This window comes from Seleniivibrio woodruffii (genome assembly GCF_029267515.1).
GTDB classification, from domain to species: domain Bacteria; phylum Chrysiogenota; class Deferribacteres; order Deferribacterales; family Geovibrionaceae; genus Seleniivibrio; species Seleniivibrio woodruffii_A.
The window spans coordinates 1-17,148 of sequence record NZ_JAJUIS010000012.1; the positions used below are offsets into that span (position 1 = coordinate 1).

A 17,148-nucleotide genomic window follows, 5' to 3' on the forward strand; every position below is an offset into this window, starting at 1 on the left:
CGGAGTGTGAGCGAGATACGGCTTTATGCCGGGCGAGCGTTGGAAAAAAATGACACGGACGTCATTTTTTTCGTAACTTATCTGTAACCTTTATTCATGCCATTCGTTATGTAAGTACAAACACCCTATAGTAACAAGGAGACACAAAATGAGAAAAGTTATTTCAGTTTTAACAGTGGCTATAATGGTTATGGCAGCAGGACAGGCTTTTGCAGGCAAAGGCAGCATGGGAGGACACGGAGGCGGTCACGGTCACGGCAGTTCGTCTTCTTCAGGCGGATCATCTTCAAGTGGTTCTTCTTCAGGTGGTTCTTCTTCAGGCGGTTCTTCCTCCGGCGGAACAGGTTCCTCATCCGGAGCAGGAGCATCCGGCGGTCACGGTTCACAGGCTGGCGGGCACGGCGACGGCACAGGTTCACACCCCGCAGACGGAACAGGAATGGGCAACAAATACAACTATGACGTGAACCACCCCGCAACTGACACTACGACTGACACTACGACTGACACTACTACAGATACAACAACTGAAACAGATCCCTCATTCTCAATGTAAGAAACATTTGGCGGGGGCTTAAGCCCCCGCTATAATAGAGACATATGAAACACAACACAGCACTGACGGCTTTTTTTGAGCAGAACAGGCAGAAACTTTTTGCCTATCTGATAAGACTTTCGGGAAACACTCACGAAGCTGAGGACGTTTTTCAGGATACCTTTATCAGATATGCGCAAACCTATCCTGATCAGCAAAATCCGGCATTGTTATACACTGTGGCAAAGAACATCTTTCTGGACGGACGGCGGAAAAACAGATTTTCCGATATGCCGGAAGGATATGAACCCGCAGACGAAAAAAGCCCTGAAAGCATACTTATATGCAGACAGGCGCAGGACAGACTTAAAACAGCCATGGACAAGCTGCCGCAGGACGAACGAAGCCTGCTCGCCATGGCAGGTGCGGAAGGGCTTAAATACGAAGAGATAGCACAGGCGGCGGGACTTTCCGTTGCCAATGTGAAAGTAAAGATACACAGAGCCAGACAAAGACTGAGGGCTTTACTGGAGGTTTCAGATGGATAACAGAGATATTCTTATCAGCCAGTACATTGACGACGAACTGAGTCTTGAGGAAAAAGCGGAGTTCGTCAAAGAGATAAACAGGGACGACTTTTTCTGCACAGAAACACTCTCAATGCTGGACACGGAGATGCTTATGGCGGGAATGACGCCTCAGGCACCGCCTGTTCCTGAGATAAAGGCGGAGCGCAGACAGATTTTCACCCCCGCTTCCGTGATGTCTTTTGCGGCACTGGCGGCATCTCTGATTGTCGCTTTAAAAGTGTTTATGTTTGCCCCTATGCCGGAACAGCATAAGGGAGAATACAGATTCGTCGTGCACATGCCTGATGCCGGACACGTCGCACTGGCGGGCAGTTTCTCCGACTGGCAGAGCATAGACATGAAACCTGTGGGCAACGGATACTGGCAGGTGAGCGTACCACTTGAAAAAGGTGAATATACATACACCTATATACTTGACGGAAAGATAAAAATAGCCGATCCTGCATCACCTGCAAAACAGGTGGACGACTTCGGCGGGGAAAACTCCGTAATAACCATCGGGAGCGATATCTGAGGATATTAACGGCACTGCTTCTGACTTTTCTTGCAGGCTGCGCGGCAGTGGAATTTAAAACGGAAAATTCTGTAATGAAAGGATATTTCCGTGTTAAAGACGCGAATAGCGTAGCTTTCTATTCGTCCTCGGACGGATTTACGAAAAACGAAGCGGTGAAACAGGGAAAAATATGGACGGTAACTATACCTGAAAGCAGGGAGTTTACCTATTACCTCGAAAAAGACGGCGAAATATACCTGCCCGAATGCGAGATGAAACAGCAGGACGATTTCGGCGGCACCGTCTGCGTGTACCAGGAGGACTGAGATGAGGTTTTTTGCATTGCTGATTTTGCTGCTGACAGCCGTTCCGGCTTTGGCTGATATATACGATAATCTTGGACGGACGGCTGAAAAGAACGGCGTGGAAAAGTCACTCGCTGCGAAACTCACAGAGCGTACCAGAACTGCGGGATACGTCAGCGAAGCCGTGAGCGCCATTGAAAACGCGCTGAACGCACAGATAGGCATGTCCGCAACACGGGTCAGCGAAAAGGTTCTGGAGGGAATTGCCAAAAGGGTTCAGCAGCAGGCGGTGGCAAACGCAGCCCTGAAAGTTAAGGCCAGATACGAAACGGCATACGCTGTTGCTAAACAGGCGGGGCTGAAAGGAAAACAGGCTGAAAACACTGCGGATATCGCAGCGGATGCGCTGGCTGCGGGGGCAAACGAAGCCTCCATGGCAAAAACGGCAAAAAGGCTTGCCTCCATGCAGCAGGACAGAGAAAAATACGCCGTGGCAGTGATGGCTTTCTACAGAGACATGCTGAGATACGGCGTCAAGGAAACAAGCGCGGCGGGCATTGCCGACGAATCGCTGAATAAACTATCCGCGGAAGAGATAACAGAATACAGACATCACTTTATGAAGAACGCAGGCACAAACGCTCAGAGCATGGCGGAAACCATGCACAGCCACATTGAACACGGTAACTCCGCATCGTCCATGGGGTCGTCGGGCGGACATGGCGGAAGTGAAGGTCACGGATCCGGCGGAAGCTCCGGAGGGGGTTCCGGAGGCGGGCACGGCGGCGGCGGGCATGGCGGCAGCGGCGGGCATGGCGGCAAATCCAAATAATACATAAGGGGTACGCAGAAGCGTGCCCTTTTTTGTTTCCATTCAAAATATCTATTGCGCTAATTCTATTATAGAATATACTGACTGACTACTCAGTCAGTGGGGTGCATTTTGACCAAAAGACAAAAGATTCTGCGCGAAGCGGCAAGACTCTTTGCGGAAAAGGGGTTCATCGAAACCAGTACGCAGGAGATAGCCGAGGCGGCTGAAACCGCAACAGGAACAATCTTTTACCATTTCGCCACCAAAGAGGGGATACTCAAGGAGATATACGTCAGCCTTATCAACGAGTACCTCGAAGCCATGGCGCAGACCGCAGGATCTGCCGGAACGGGACTTGGCGCAGTTGAAAAGATTCTGCGGATGCATTTTGCCTTCGCAAGGGACTATCGCTCGGAATTTACCGTGTGTCACAGGGACATGCCGGCTCAGATAGTATTCGACGACACCCGCCGCGACACAATGCGCAGAAACACCGACAGAAGCATAGCCATCATCAGGGATGCAATAGAAAGGGGCATAGCCGACGGCTCCGTCCGCCCCGACGCGGATCCTGTGAACGATGCGAAGCTGATTAAGGCGATGCTCCTTGGAACAGCCAGAATGACCCACCTTTCAGTGACAGAGTTTGACGACGCAGAGAAAACAACATGCGATTTCTGCATGTCTGCGCTCAAAAACAGAGGTATAGAATGATACGTTTTATTTTATTCATGCTATTTGCATTTCCGGCACTGTGCTTCGCCGGAACCCTCACCCTGCGGGATGCCATCGCCACAGGGCTTCAAAACAGCTACTCCGTCATGATCCAGAAGAGCGCCGCAGACGCGGTGCATGGCAACGTGACCGCTGAGGATGCGAAGTTCGATCCCGTTGCTGGCGCTTCCGTGTCAGCGGGCGGTTCTAATACGCCCACATCATACGCCCCCTATAACATGGACTATCTTAAACAGAGGAACCTCACTGCCGCCGCCGAGCTGGAAAAACTCCACAGAAGCGGTATGACCGGAAAATTCTCCCTTGAAACATCGAAACTCGGCACTAACGATCCTTACGAGGAGCTTGACCCTCAGTACAGAACAGTTTTTTTAATGAACATAACCCAGCCGCTCCTAAAAAACTACGGCAGGGATATCAACGCCACAGGGCTGAAAAACGCCGAGCTTTCATTCAAACAGGCACAGTTTGACCTCTACGCCAGAATGACAGAAACCGCCGCGCAGATTGAAACAGCTTACTACGCCCTCGTGCGTGCACAGGACGTTCTTACGCTGTCGAAAAAATCGGAAGAACTGGCGAAAAACCTTCTGGATTCAGACAGAAAACGCTTCAACGCAGGGATAATTCCCATAACCGAGGTGCAGGAGGCGGAAACGGCACTTGCAGGAAGACGCGAACAGACGGTCAACGCTCAGTCTGCTGTGAAAACGGCTGAGATAGCCCTCGAAAACCTCATCAACGCTCCTCTTAACGGTCAGACAGAGGATATCCGACCGACATTTATAAACCCCGACGAGGATGGATTCTATAAAACCGCCCTCACTGTCAGCCCCGAAATAGAGAAGCAGCGCACAGAGCTTGAAAAAAGGGACATCACCATAAAATATCTCAAAAATCAGGAACTTCCCGAACTGGATGCAACGGCTGCCCTTGGAGTCATAGGGCTTTCCGGCAACCCGACGGCTTCGAACCATTTTGACGGCACCTATCATGATTCGCTGTCCGATATGACAGAAGGGGACGGTTTCGAATGGCAGCTCGGACTGAGTGTGTCATACCCGCTGGGAGCAAGGGGTGCAAAAGCCCGCACAGCGTCAGCAGCCGCAGAGAAGATGCGCGCGGTATACACGCTGAAAAAGCTGGAGCAGGACACCAGAGCACAGATACGCACCGCCTCGACAGCTATGAAGAGCGGGCACGACAGATACGACATTGCACAGGATTTCGTACGGCTTGCCGACGTGACCCTTACGCAGGAGATGAAAAAACTCGGCGAAGGGCTTTCGGACACCTTCCGCGTCCTGAAATTTCAGGAAGACCTCACCGATGCCAGAATACGCGCCGTAAACGCCCTTTATGACTACAGAAAGGGCGAAGCCGAACTTTACAGATCAGCCGGAACGAGCCTTGACCGTTTCGGTTTCAAAACGGGGGAATAGATGAACGCCGAAGAATACTCTAAAAAACTCGAACAGCAGGCACAGAAACCTGCAAAAAAGAAAAAGACCATTCTCTATGCCGCGTTAACCGTAATCGCGGTACTGCTTCTGATACATTACACACCTAAACTCGTGTACGCGATGCACCACGAGACCACCGACAACGCCTTCGTAAAGGGCGATATGGTGCCCGTCTCACCTCAGATAAAAGGAAAAATATCAAAAGTTTACATCGAAGACAACATGCAGGTGAAAAAGGGGGACATCCTCTTTGAGATAGAGAGTGACGACTACTCCATAGCCCTTGCCAAAAGCCGCGAAGAACTTGCAGCGGCTCAGGCGCAGATAGCCGCCATAGACGCATCCGCGGCACAGGCGCAGGAGAACATCAATCAGGCTCAGGCACTCCGCAACAAGGCGCAGTCCGAAAGAAACTTCGCCGACAAGGAACAGCAGCGCTATGCCCGCCTGGTATCAGAAAACCTCGTGTCAAAGAACTCATACGACAGCGTTAATGCGAAAGCAGACGAAACTGCGGCTCAGTCTGCCGCGGCAGACGCATCCGTTAAGATAGCGCTGGCAAACCTCGCCACCATACAGGCGAACAGGAAAGCTGCGGAATTTAAAGCCGCATCCGCAATGCAGGCTGTGAAGGCGGCGGAGCTTGACCTTGAGCGCACCGTAATCCGCGCACCCCGCAGCGGACACATAGGACAGAACAACGTTAAGGTCGGCAGATTCGTCCAGCCCGGTCAGACAGTCATTTCACTTGTGGGTTCTGAAAAGCTCTGGATTGAGGCGAACTTCAAAGAAACACAGCTAAACCATATCCGCGTGGGTCAGAAGGTTGAGATAAAGGCTGACGCATATCCGGACATGAAGATCGAGGGGCATGTGGACAGCATCCAGCCCGGCACAGGTTCGGCATTCAGCCTGCTTCCGGCGGAGAACGCAACGGGCAACTTCGTTAAAGTCGTTCAGCGCGTTCCCGTCAAAATACTCATAGACGGTGACGCGGGACTCCTTGTCCCCGGTCTGTCCGTGGAACCCAGCGTAAAAATAAAATAATATGGCACAGTCAAACAACAGGCTAATGATAACCATAACGGTTATGACCGGAGCTATCATCAGCGCACTGGATACAAGCATAGTTAACGTCGCCCTGCCCTATATGCGCGGCAATCTGGGCGCATCCGTTGAGGAGATAGCGTGGGTTTCAACCTCCTATATCCTTGCCAACGTTATAATCATGCCCATAATAGGGCTTCTGAGCGCCAGATACGGGCGGAAAAATTTCTATCTGGTCAGCGTGGTGGTGTTCACCATTACGTCCATGCTGTGCGGTATCGCGTGGGATCTTAACTCCATGATATTTTTCAGGGTTTTACAGGGTCTCGGCGGCGGTGCACTTATCCCCGTTTCACAGGCGATACTGCGTGAGAACTATCCTCCGGAGAAACAGGGGCTTGCCATGGGCATATTCGGTCTCGGCGTGGTCATGGGTCCGGCTTTCGGTCCCACACTGGGCGGGTGGCTCACAGACCATTTCGCATGGCCGTGGATATTCTTCATAAACCTCCCTGTCGGTATAATAAACATAATGCTGACAATGAAATATGTCGAAGACCCTCCCTATCTCCAGCGTAAGAAAGAGAGATGGGACATGGCGGGACTTCTCTTCATGGTTGTCGGTCTCGGTTCGCTCCAGCTTATGCTTGAGGAGGGACAGACAAAGGACTGGTTCGCATCCGATTATATCAGGATTCTGTCTGTGACCGCCGTCGTCGGGATGGCGCTGTTCATATGGCGTGAGCTCACGGCGGAAAAACCCGCGGTGGATCTGCGGCTTCTGAAAGACAGAACCTTCTGTACGGGAACCTTCCTCGGCGGGGTGCTCGGCATAAGCCTTTTCGCGTCGCTGTTCCTTTTGCCGCTGTTTTTGCAGCAGCTTCTCGGATATCCCGCGTTCGACTCAGGGCTTGCCATGATGCCGCGAAGTGTTGCCATGGCGTTCTTTATGCCAATAGTAGGAAGGCTTTATACCATACTTGGTGCGCGGGTTCTTATAGCAGCGGGGCTTGCCATAAATGCGTTCAGTTTTTGGGAGCTTTCCACCCTTTCGCTGGACGTTGGCTACTGGGACATATTCTTTCCTCAGGTGTGGCAGGGGTTCGGGTTCGGCGCGATATTCGTTGCGCTGTCAACGGTGACCCTCTCCACAATAGATAAATCGAAAATGACCGATGCTTCGGGACTCTACAACGTCGTACGTCAGGTCTTCGGTTCGGTGGGCATCGCGCTCTCCGCAACTTTTCTCACCCGCTACGAGACAGTTTACCACAGCTTTCTTGTGGAAAAGATAACCGCAGTGAACGACGCGGCTCAGAACCTTCTTTCCGGGCTTGGCGGCATGTATTTCTCCGCGGGATATGATGCGGACAGGGCTTCAATGATGAGTATGCAGGCGGTTAACGGGCTTGTGACGAAACAGGGTGCCATGATGGCGTTCAACCACGTTTTTCTGCTGGTTGCGCTGCTGTTTCTCGTCAGCCTGCCGCTGGTGCTTCTGCTTAAAGACGAGAAGAAACCTTCCGCGTCCGGTCAGGTGCACGCGGATTAATGCTGCTTTAAAAACATCTCGTAAAGGGTGAGCAGTATTTCGAAAACTATCAATATGACTATATACCACTCAACACGCAGCGAATGGCTGTTATGCAGCAGCCCAAGCTGCGTTTCGGCGGTGGTGTTTATCAGCCTCAGCTTCTTTTCCAGCGCGTCGTTACGCTCTTTAATCTCGTATTCATCCTCAAGACGGGCATAGAATTTTTCAAGCTCGGGATGTTCCCAGAGCACTTCCGGTTTCTCGTGCACCTCAACCCGCCCTATCATGTTCTGCTGCGCCATAAGGGTTGCACCGATAGTCTTTTTCAGTGCTGCAGAATTTACCTTGCCATGTGAACCGGTCATAAGTTTCTCAGCAACAGGCTCGGTTTCGCTGAAAACCTCGGACATTACAGATTCGTATCTTTCCAGCATTACGCTCTTTGCCAGTATATCCGCCATCACCAGAACGTGCTCGCGGGTGAGCGACTGTATGCGCGCCTGCTCGATGCCGACCTCGTCGGTTCCTCCGCCTACCTCAATTGAGATATCTTCACTCTTCTGCACGGCATGTGGGTTATCCATAAACGGTTTAAGTTCGCTGAAAACATCCTGCCGTTCTCGGTCGTTCAGCCCGACGGTTGCCACGACCCCGAAACGGAACACCACAACCCACTGGTTTTCGCCCAGCCGGAACGAAAGCGGCAGGTGACTGGTGCGCTCGCCCAGCTCTATTCCTTTGGTCTTTATCTTTTCGCACAGGGAGGTTGCTATCATTGTAAGGCTCATACGCGCTTCCTTGTATATCGTATCTCTGATACAATATACTGCTTTTACAGGAAAAAATTATTAAATTTTTGTCAGGCTGTTTCCCGTGTTTTATTCAGCATCTTTTCAACGGTTATAAGCAGTTCCTTGAAATCCGCACTCTTCGCCAGCACCTGAACGTTGCTGAACTGTGCTACGACAGGTTCCAGTTCTTCGGGCAGACGCGCCGTATAAACGATGACGCGCACCTTTTCCAGATACCCTTCGCCGTTGAGACTCTGTAATATTTCAAGCCCGTTCATACCCGGCATACTGTAATCAAGGATTATTATATCAGGAACAAGTATTTTCAGACTGTGCCCCATTTCAAAGGCGTTCGCCGCCGTGTTCACCGTTATCTGGGGAAAACGCTGGAAGAGCCTTTTAAGGGAGTTGAGCATATTCGGTTCGTCGTCAACAATCAGAACCTTTATGCCGCTTGTTTTAAAAACGTCGGGCACAAACCTTCCTTCCGACATGAGATAGCTCTCTATACCTGCGGCGGATATATATGTAACCCCGTCCCTGTCCTCTGCGGTCAGAATACCAAGAGAGATAAGCTCTCTCAGCTTTGCCGCCTTGATTCCTGTAACAAGTTCAACATAAGACAGCTTAAACATTGCGCCTCCCTCATTTCCCTATGTTCCAGACATCGGTGATGATGTGCACAGTATTCCTGAGTTTTACTGCATTTAAAATGCCATAGCAGCACTGCTCAATAATTATATCGTCCACATCACCTCCGTTCTCAATAGCGCCAAGTATCCGCACCATTGCCGAATATACGGCTGATATAACCCGATTTTCATCCGAAACCATTTCCGGTCTGCCAACATAAAGCAGAATTTCCAGTATCTCGAACGGAATGTTGTAAAGATCAAGAAAACTGCATGTTATGGCGGAACTGTTGTTATTAACGTATCCCATCTCTTTTTCCGACTCTTCAAAACTGCATCCGCATCCTTCGGAAAACGCCGTGGTTCCGTAATATCTGTCCGGATGATAGCTTAACAGTATCACCTTGCCCACACAGGAGAGCACCCCCAGCGTATTGGAAATGTTTTTGTTGTATTTCTGCCCGCTGTGCACAAGGCAGTGCTCCACAGCCTTGTTCAGTATAAGCCCGTGGGAAAATATCCGCTCAAGCTCCTTCTCAATGCGCGGTCCTGCACCCAGCCCCTCGGTAAGTTTATACATCAGGACTATCTCTTTCACGGTGGTCAGACCTATCATGAGTATCGCCTGCTCAAGTGTGGCGCTGCCCTTTCCGCTGTAAAATACAGAGTTGCCTATCTGAAGTATCTTCGCCGTAAGGGATGCGTCTTTTTTAAAAATGGAAGCTATACGCTCTATGGACTCACCGCTGTTAACAGCGTCGTCCAGTTCATAATATATTTTCGGGATGCTGGGCAGCTTGTCTATGCTGCTGAAGATGTAGTTAAGTTCCTTATCTTTGACCTGTTTCATAGTCGATATTATGTGCAGAACCTTTCCGGCTATGTCATAGTCCGTCCACGGTTTCTTAAAATATGCCATAGACGTTCCCTTGCCGATGGCATAGGTCATGGCATCCGGTTCCGCATAACCGCTTATGACTGCGCGGAACATATCGGGGTACCTGTCCTTGACAGCTTCAAGCAGTTGAATTCCGTTCACATCCGGCATTCTGTAATCGCAGAGAAAAAAATCAACGCTGTTCTCCGCCAGAAGAGCCATTGCCTCATGCGCGCTGCCCGCTGTCAGCACGTTGACATCGTGACTGACAAAAAGCCTTCTGAGAGAAGAAAGAACGTTAGGTTCATCGTCAACGATAAGTATAGTCCCCTGCGTCTGCATATCACACCTCTCTGAAAAGCGGGAGCCTGAAGGTGAAAACAGTTTTACCCGGCTCGCTCTCCACATCAAAAGAACCTCTGTGCCTGTGTACGACAACGTCGTAGGAAATATTAAGCCCCAGTCCAGTGCCCTCACCAACAGGCTTTGTGGTGAAGAAGGGATCAAACACCCTCTGCATGTTTTCCTGCGGAATACCGGGACCGTCATCTGTAACGGAACAGACTGCCATCCCTTCCTCAGTCCACGTTTTAACGGTAATATGCCCTTCCGAGTCCCTCTTCTGACCTTTGATCGCCTGCACGGAATTAAGAAACAGGTTAAGAAGCACCTGATTCATCTCTCCGGGGTTAAACTCGAAATCCGGAAGATCACCTAGATTAAGCTCTATGGCGGCAACAAATTTCGCCTGTGACGAAACTATGGCTGCCGTTGTCTGTACACTTGAGTTGAGACTGGTCAGTTTAAAATTTCCGCCGTCCACCCGCGCAAAGGCAAGCAGATTGTTAACTATTTCCGAGACACGTTTGAAACCGTCGGCGGATTCCACGAATATATCTTTTGTATCATTAATGATATAATTGATTTTATATTTTGATTTCAGCTCTGCTATCTTCTGTTTCATCATTTCGTCGGCAGCGTTTTCCAACGCTTCAATATAGTTCCAGACAGAGATGCTGTATGTTCTGAGCGCTTCGAAGTTCCCTGCAACAAAGCCTATCGGGTTGTTAAGCTCATGGGCTATGCCGGAAGCAAGCTGACCAAGAGCTGCCAGCTTTTCCTGACGTATCATGACGGAACGGGAGGCATAGACGTTTTCGCAGCTTCTGCTCTCCGCATCACGAAGAAGCTCCTCCATGATACATATGCTCCGCCGTCCCTTTCTCAGCTCAGCATATGCAGCGGCGACAGATTGTGCGGCGTGCATATTTTCAGGATTGACGTACTGATTAATAAGCGATTCTGCATAGGACGTGAAATCTGCAGGAGATTCCGGTCCGGATTCAAGCATACTTATAAACTTAGCCATGTCAGACATTGCTTCGCTCCTGTCTGACAATTATAGCATATCCAGCGAATTAAGCCATATCAGTAAAAGGTTTTCTGAGATTCGGAATGTTCGTGGCATTTTCCGCAGCAGATATGTTCGATGCTCTGTTTGTCCTTGGGCTCGTCGTTATCTCCGCCACAGGAGCATTGCCTTACAAAAAGGTAGTACGTAATATAAATGACCGCTGATAAAACCAATGATATCAGTATAAGAGCATCAGCATCCATTTCTGCCTCCCTTTTCTCAAGATAGATAATGATTATCATTATCAACTATGTGTTTTAATGTCAAGTTTATTTTTTTAAGATATCTCCCGAAAGCGTCCTCTTGCTATACGGACAAAACAGGAATATGATTATTCCTCCGGAAGATGCGCCAGAACAATTTGTTCTTGTTTAAGGCGGATATATCAGGTAATTTGATGATAACAAAACCGTGCGGAAGAGCTGATGAGCTATACTGAGTTTTTCGAGTTCAAAGAACATCCATTCAGAATAACACCCGATGTTGAATACTTCTTCGCCAGTCCGAACCATATGGAAGCGCTTCAGTCGCTGAAATATTTTGTGGACTCAGACGAAGGGTTTCTGGTTATGACCGGAGAACCGGGCACTGGCAAAACCATTACTATGCGCAAGTTCATGAACGAACTGCCGGACACGGTTGAATACGCTTATGTGATGTTCCCCTCCCTCGAACCGGAGGAGATGTTCCGAGCCGTACTTGAGGATTTCGGCTTCCCCATAGGTGAAAACCAGACAAAGAACGCCCTCTTCGCCGGATTCCGCGACTTTCTTACGGAAAAGAAAAGACAGGGCAAAAAGCCGCTTCTCATAATCGACGAAGCACAGAACCTCCCCGCGCGAACACTTGAGGAACTGCGCATACTGTCAAATCTGGAAACGGAGAAAGAGAAGCTGATACGCTTTGTAATTGCCGGACAGCCGGAGCTTGACTCAAAGCTGAACTCACCTTCGCTGCGGCAGTTGCGCCAGAGAATAACCCTGCATGTAAGCCTCGACTATATGAATTTCGACGATATGTCCAAATATGTGGCGTTCAGACTTTCAAAGGGCGGATTCCACGGACAGTACCCCGAAAAGAAATTCTATAAGAAACTGTATTCATATACAGGCGGCAACCCGAGACTTGTAAACCTCGCCATGGAGCGATCACTCATGGCGGCTTACGTTGACCAGAATAAAGTGCTTTCTTGCAAACACCTTGATTCCGCCGCCGCAAGTCTTAAACTGGAAAGGAAAAAAGATAATATGAACTCAAAATTCTTCCTCTACACAGGTCTCGCGCTGATAGCCGCAATTTTTATTGCGGGCGCGCTCTTCTATTACGGCACTCTCTACGGAAAACGTCAGGCGGAGATGATGCACCCGTTGAAAGCTCCCGCGGCTGTTCCTGCCGCACCGGCTACTCCAGCGGATAAACCCGTACAGACTCCCCCAGCGGAACCGGAAAAACCTGCAGAGAAGGTTCCTCCCGTTCAAATACAGACACCGCCGGCGCCGGTCCAGCAACCGCTTGTACGCGAGATGCCGGAAACCGTTCCGACAGCCTCAAAAACGGGAATAGTCAAGGCGAATATACTCAATATGCGCGAAAAACCGGACATAACATCCGCCGTTCTTGCAAAACTGCCGCTCAACACAGAGGTGCAGATTCTGCTTGAACGCGACGGCTGGCTTAATATAAGCGTCACTGTGAGCGGAACTGAGATAACAGGATGGATATACGGACGCAACGTTGAGATCGGAAGCTGATTTTTTTATTGAAAAATTCACTAAGAATTATATTATTTCAAAAAAATAAACTCTTGAAGGTGCAATATGCCTATATACGAATATTCATGTGCAAAATGCGGTAAAGTCACAGAGAAGCTGGTGAGCTTCAGCAATGCGGACGATGCTGTTGAGTGTCCTGAATGTCACGGAGAAGCGAGAAGAATAATATCCTCCTCAGCTTTCCACCTGAAAGGCGGCGGCTGGGCTTCCCAAGGATACGGCAAACAGGCTTCTGCTCCGTCCTGCCCTGCTGCGGGCGGCGGATGCTGCGGATGCCCTTCTGCGAAATAATTAACTGTACTTAAAGATGAAAATAAGGAAAAAGCCGGATCTTTTCAGGGTCTGGCTTTTTTTGCGGCAGAGGTCAGAAAATCTCCGAGAACCTTATCGGCGCGCGAAATATGGCGGCTGAGCCAGCTTCCCATGAATCTCTGCACAAGAAGCGGAAAGGAATGATCCGCACCCTTAGCGGCGTATTCATCGGTTATCTTTGAAAGCTCCATGCGGAACTCGTCATGCTGAACCGCATGACCTTCGATATCGTGAAAGCGGTATTTTATCATGACCTTTTCTTCGGAAATAAGATGCTTTTCCGCATATTCGCCAAGAAAATCAAGGGCGAAAATAACATACTGTCTGCCTTCGCCGTTTTTCATCGCATCGGAAAGTTTATTCAGTTCAAAGATGAATTTCTTTGTACCGCTATCCATGAATGTAATGTTCGTACTGAACTCTTCTCCAAATACCGCCAATTTGAGCCTCGTGAAAATAATGATTATTCTACATCAAACGGGTTGCATTTCAATACAAAAAATGTAATTTCTTATATAAAGTACATTAAGGAAAAATGATGTCCACATTTGCAAAAAACAAGAAAGCATTCTTTGATTACGAAATACTTGAAACCTTCGAAACGGGTGTCGTTCTTGCAGGCACAGAAGTCAAATCTGTCAAAGCAGGAAAGATAAGTATTAAAGAGGCTTTCGTTAAAATACTTTCAAACGAGATATGGCTTGTGAACTCTCACGTTGCCGAATATGAACAGGCAAACAGATTCAACCATAACCCCACAAGAAGCCGCAAACTGCTCATGAAGCGCAGAGATATCGACAGGCTCATCGGCAGGATAAAAGAAGCGGGGCTTACACTCGTCCCCATATCGGTCTATCAGAAAAAGCGCCTGGTAAAAGTGGAAATAGCTCTTGCCAAAGGTAAAAAAACACACGACAAACGAAACACCATCCGCGAACGCGACCTTCAGAGAGAACTCGGCAGGGATATGAAACTGAAATAATTACAGTTACTATGTTAATTTTTAAAAACGGAAGCCGTTAAGCGGCTCTTTTTTAAGAGAAACACTGCGGAATGACCCAGAGCTATGCCTGCGATATCCGCAACAACGTCCTCCGCCGATGCAAAACGAAAAGGCAGAAAGCTCTGAACAGCCTCAATAAACACTCCATATGCTATGAGACCCGCCCAAAGAGTGAACACCCTGCGGTACGCCTTATACCCGGCAACAAACAATACGGCGAACGCAGCCGCATGGTTAATTTTATCACCCCAGTCCGTGTTCATCTGCGGCACGTCAAGGGGCGTGACTGCAAGCCACGATACCACCGCCAGAAGGCTGTAAAATAATATTCCGTATCTGTTCATTTTTACAGCATACAGCATAAACGACTATACAAAAAGCGCATTATCAAATAATATCAGTTTATGAATATAGAGAGGGTTTGAAATGAAGATTCTGCTCACCGGAACTGCCGGATTTATCGGTTTTTATACAGTTAAACAGCTCATCGCCGCCGGACATGAGGTCGTCGGACTGGACAGTATAAACGATTATTATCAGGTCAGTCTTAAATATGACAGGCTGGCGCAGGACGGTATACGCAGAGAGAACGTTCAGTACGGCAGACTCATACCTTCCGAAACGCTGCAAGGTTACAGCTTTGTTCAGATGAATCTTGAAGACAGGGAAAACCTGCACAGACTCATGGCAGAGCATAAATTCGACAAGGTATGCAATCTCGCCGCACAGGCGGGCGTGCGCTACAGCATCGAAAACCCCTACGCCTACATAGACTCAAACATTGTGGGTTTCATCAACATTCTGGAAGGATGCCGCAACTTCGGCGTTCAACATCTCATATACGCATCAAGCTCCTCGGTCTACGGAAAGAACACGGCGCAGCCCTTCTCCACGCACCACGGAGCTGACCATCCAGTAAGTCTCTATGCTGCAACCAAAAAAGCGAACGAGCTTATGGCACACACCTACAGCCACCTTTATAACCTGCCCACAACGGGACTGCGGTTCTTTACAGTCTACGGTCCGTGGGGCAGACCCGACATGGCGATGTATAAATTCGCGGAATTAATGCGATCCGGAAAACCGATCGATATCTATAACTTCGGAGATATGGAAAGGGACTTCACCTATATTGACGATATAGTTGAAGGCGTGTGCAAGGTTATCTATGCAGACCAAAAGCCGAATCCGTCATGGGACAGCGGCAATCCGTCGCCGGATTCGTCCGACGTGCCGTACAAAGTATACAACATCGGCAACAACAACCCCGCAAAACTTATGGATATGATTGAAATGCTTGAAAAAGCTCTGGGAATGACTGCGCATAAGAATATGATGCCCATGCAGCCCGGCGACGTTCACAAGACCTATGCTGACGTTGACGACCTCGTCCGCGACCACGGATACAGCCCGAAAACACCATTGAGCGAAGGCGTTGAACGCTTTGCTAAATGGTACAGGGAATACTACGGGCTTTAACCCCTGTCGTAATCATCCTCTGAGCGGATGATATCATCCTCTCCGGTGTACTCGCCAACCTGCGCTTCGATAACGATGAGCGGAATTTTCCCTTCGTTTGCAAGTCTGTGCAGTTCGCCCATCTTTATATATGTAGATTCATTCGGACGCACCATAGTGGTCTTGTCACCGACGGTAACGGTAGCCGTTCCGCTTACAACAATCCAGTGTTCGCTGCGGTGCATATGCCTTTGCAGGCTGAGTTTTTTGCCGGGTTTGACCTCAATACGTTTTATCTTATAGCCGAATGTGTTTTCAAGGACGGTATAGGTTCCCCAAGGGCGGTATGCCGTCATATGGATGTTTGCAAGCTCCGGCTTATCCCGTTTTATCTTCTGAACAACGTCCTTAACCTTCTGGCTGGATCCCTTTTTACAGATAAGAAGTGCGTCGTCCGTATCGACGACGATGGTGTCCTTCACGTCAATTGTGGCAACGTATTTATTTGATATGATGAGATTATTATTATCGTCATTTATCAGCTCCGCCGAGAGTGAGTCGAAGCTGCCAACGTCGCTCCATCCGAGATCGCTTATAACCACTTTGAGACAGTCGCATTTCTCTATCACGGAATAGTCTATGCTGTCCTCAGGGATCTTCAGCATATCCTCCAGACCGATGCGGATATACTGTGAGTTTGAGGCGTTTTCAAGAGCTGCCTTGCATCCGTCGTATATCTCCGGTGAATATTTCTGAAGCTCCTCCAGAAATCTGCCCGCCTTGAAACAGAACATTCCGCTGTTCCAGTAGTAATTTCCGTCTTCAAGATAGTCCTCCGCCGTTTTTGCGTCGGGCTTCTCCTTAAAACTTATGACATTCTCGCTGTGAGCTTCAATATAGCCATATCCAGTCTCAACATGTGTGGGTTTCACACCGAAAACAACAATATTCCCCTCTTCCGCGAGTACCGCAGCACGGGCGACAGCTTTCTCATACTCTTCGTGATTTCTGATAAGATGGTCGCTGGGGGATACCAAAACCATGTCGTCCTCTTTGAGGGTCAGACAGGCGAGAGCTATAGCGGGCGCAGTGTTTCTGCCCACAGGTTCAAGCATGTATCTGGCGTCCTTTATGGTTCTCTTGTTCAGTTCGGACGCATCCATCTGATCGTGCGCAAGGAAGAAGTGGTCAACGTTCGATATGATATAAAAATCATTGCAGAACGCACTGTTACGCTCAAGGACAAGCTGGAAAAGCGATTTATTATTAATAAGTTTAGCAAACTGTTTAGGCATGAGATTGCGGCTTAAAGGCCAGAGCCTCGTGCCGGAACCACCGCATATAACAAGATTTATCATTAACTTACCTCT

The 17,148-nt window shown here is 49.1% G+C and carries 21 protein-coding genes; 13 read left to right on the forward strand and 8 right to left on the reverse strand.

Annotated elements, in window-relative coordinates:
* Positions 1 to 148 precede the first annotated feature (148 nt).
* The 9 genes from Q7P67_RS11195 to Q7P67_RS11235 all read left to right on the forward strand — a co-directional run bounded on the left by Q7P67_RS11195 (position 149) and on the right by Q7P67_RS11235 (position 7,537).
* A complete protein-coding gene (locus tag Q7P67_RS11195) occupies positions 149 to 556 on the forward strand; it encodes a hypothetical protein (protein WP_303852171.1) in 408 nt (135 codons plus the stop codon).
* Positions 557 to 600: 44 nt separating this feature from the next.
* Complete coding sequence (locus tag Q7P67_RS11200; RefSeq protein WP_303852172.1) at positions 601 to 1,083, forward strand: RNA polymerase sigma factor; 483 nt, start codon at positions 601 to 603, stop codon at positions 1,081 to 1,083.
* Positions 1,076 to 1,639 (forward strand): glycogen-binding domain-containing protein, encoded by a 564-nt coding sequence (locus Q7P67_RS11205; RefSeq protein WP_303852174.1) that lies wholly within the window; start codon positions 1,076 to 1,078, stop codon positions 1,637 to 1,639. Before Q7P67_RS11200 ends, Q7P67_RS11205 begins: the two co-directional genes overlap by 8 nt.
* Positions 1,640 to 1,713: 74 nt before the next feature.
* Positions 1,714 to 1,947 carry a hypothetical protein gene (locus Q7P67_RS11210; RefSeq protein ID WP_303852176.1) on the forward strand — a complete coding sequence of 78 codons (234 nt, stop codon included), beginning with the start codon at positions 1,714 to 1,716 and terminating at the stop codon, positions 1,945 to 1,947.
* Between the two features lies 1 nt (position 1,948).
* Complete coding sequence (locus tag Q7P67_RS11215) at positions 1,949 to 2,758, forward strand: hypothetical protein (protein WP_303852178.1); 810 nt, start codon at positions 1,949 to 1,951, stop codon at positions 2,756 to 2,758.
* Positions 2,759 to 2,869: 111 nt separating this feature from the next.
* Positions 2,870 to 3,454 (forward strand): TetR/AcrR family transcriptional regulator, encoded by a 585-nt coding sequence (locus Q7P67_RS11220; RefSeq protein WP_303852180.1) that lies wholly within the window; start codon positions 2,870 to 2,872, stop codon positions 3,452 to 3,454.
* Complete coding sequence (locus Q7P67_RS11225) at positions 3,451 to 4,917, forward strand: TolC family protein (protein WP_303852181.1); 1,467 nt, start codon at positions 3,451 to 3,453, stop codon at positions 4,915 to 4,917. The genes Q7P67_RS11220 and Q7P67_RS11225 overlap by 4 nt, the downstream gene beginning before the upstream one ends.
* A complete protein-coding gene (locus Q7P67_RS11230) occupies positions 4,918 to 5,985 on the forward strand; it encodes an HlyD family secretion protein (protein WP_303852183.1) in 1,068 nt (355 codons plus the stop codon).
* A 1-nt stretch (position 5,986) separates the two neighbouring features.
* Positions 5,987 to 7,537 carry a DHA2 family efflux MFS transporter permease subunit gene (locus Q7P67_RS11235; protein WP_303852185.1) on the forward strand — a complete coding sequence of 517 codons (1,551 nt, stop codon included), beginning with the start codon at positions 5,987 to 5,989 and terminating at the stop codon, positions 7,535 to 7,537.
* Here Q7P67_RS11235 and Q7P67_RS11240 read toward each other — a convergent pair.
* From Q7P67_RS11240 to Q7P67_RS11260, 5 genes are all read right to left on the reverse strand, one after another.
* Entirely contained in the window at positions 7,534 to 8,307 is a 774-nt protein-coding gene (locus Q7P67_RS11240; RefSeq protein ID WP_303852187.1) for an RMD1 family protein, read from the reverse strand. The genes Q7P67_RS11235 and Q7P67_RS11240 overlap by 4 nt on opposite strands.
* Before the next feature lie 71 nt (positions 8,308 to 8,378).
* Positions 8,379 to 8,945, reverse strand: coding sequence for a response regulator (locus tag Q7P67_RS11245; protein ID WP_303852189.1), 567 nt, complete (start codon positions 8,943 to 8,945; stop codon positions 8,379 to 8,381).
* A 10-nt stretch (positions 8,946 to 8,955) separates the two neighbouring features.
* Positions 8,956 to 10,161: an HDOD domain-containing protein gene (locus Q7P67_RS11250; RefSeq protein WP_303852191.1), complete on the reverse strand. Its 1,206-nt coding sequence runs from the start codon at positions 10,159 to 10,161 to the stop codon at positions 8,956 to 8,958.
* Between the two features lies 1 nt (position 10,162).
* On the reverse strand, positions 10,163 to 11,197 hold the full coding sequence (locus Q7P67_RS11255) for a sensor histidine kinase (protein ID WP_303852192.1): 1,035 nt from the start codon (positions 11,195 to 11,197) through the stop codon (positions 10,163 to 10,165).
* Positions 11,198 to 11,247: 50 nt separating this feature from the next.
* On the reverse strand, positions 11,248 to 11,475 hold the full coding sequence (locus tag Q7P67_RS11260; protein WP_303852194.1) for a hypothetical protein: 228 nt from the start codon (positions 11,473 to 11,475) through the stop codon (positions 11,248 to 11,250).
* A gap of 183 nt (positions 11,476 to 11,658) precedes the next feature.
* Between Q7P67_RS11260 and Q7P67_RS11265 the strand changes: the two genes are divergently transcribed.
* Together Q7P67_RS11265 and Q7P67_RS11270 are read left to right on the forward strand one after the other, a co-directional pair.
* Positions 11,659 to 12,984: an AAA family ATPase gene (locus tag Q7P67_RS11265; protein ID WP_303852196.1), complete on the forward strand. Its 1,326-nt coding sequence runs from the start codon at positions 11,659 to 11,661 to the stop codon at positions 12,982 to 12,984.
* A 66-nt stretch (positions 12,985 to 13,050) separates the two neighbouring features.
* Positions 13,051 to 13,296: a zinc ribbon domain-containing protein gene (locus Q7P67_RS11270; protein ID WP_303852197.1), complete on the forward strand. Its 246-nt coding sequence runs from the start codon at positions 13,051 to 13,053 to the stop codon at positions 13,294 to 13,296.
* Positions 13,297 to 13,340: 44 nt separating this feature from the next.
* Here Q7P67_RS11270 and Q7P67_RS11275 read toward each other — a convergent pair whose 3' ends face one another.
* Positions 13,341 to 13,757, reverse strand: a complete 417-nt coding sequence (locus tag Q7P67_RS11275; RefSeq protein WP_303852198.1) for a bacteriohemerythrin — start codon at positions 13,755 to 13,757, stop codon at positions 13,341 to 13,343.
* A gap of 98 nt (positions 13,758 to 13,855) precedes the next feature.
* On the opposite strand from Q7P67_RS11275, the gene smpB reads away from it, so the two are divergent.
* A complete protein-coding gene (smpB, locus tag Q7P67_RS11280; RefSeq protein WP_369696028.1) occupies positions 13,856 to 14,299 on the forward strand; it encodes an SsrA-binding protein SmpB in 444 nt (147 codons plus the stop codon).
* 14 nt (positions 14,300 to 14,313) lie between these two features.
* On the opposite strand, the gene Q7P67_RS11285 is transcribed toward smpB, so the two are convergent.
* A complete protein-coding gene (locus Q7P67_RS11285; protein ID WP_303852202.1) occupies positions 14,314 to 14,664 on the reverse strand; it encodes a VanZ family protein in 351 nt (116 codons plus the stop codon).
* Positions 14,665 to 14,746: 82 nt separating this feature from the next.
* Between Q7P67_RS11285 and Q7P67_RS11290 the strand changes: the two genes are divergently transcribed.
* The gene (locus tag Q7P67_RS11290) at positions 14,747 to 15,799 is read left to right on the forward strand and encodes an NAD-dependent epimerase (RefSeq protein ID WP_303852204.1); all 1,053 of its coding nucleotides are present in this window, start codon (positions 14,747 to 14,749) and stop codon (positions 15,797 to 15,799) included.
* Here the strand turns inward: Q7P67_RS11290 and Q7P67_RS11295 are convergent.
* Positions 15,796 to 17,136, reverse strand: coding sequence for a mannose-1-phosphate guanylyltransferase/mannose-6-phosphate isomerase (locus Q7P67_RS11295; protein WP_303852206.1), 1,341 nt, complete (start codon positions 17,134 to 17,136; stop codon positions 15,796 to 15,798). The two genes, Q7P67_RS11290 and Q7P67_RS11295, sit on opposite strands and share 4 nt — an antisense overlap.
* Between the last annotated feature and the right edge of the window lie 12 nt (positions 17,137 to 17,148).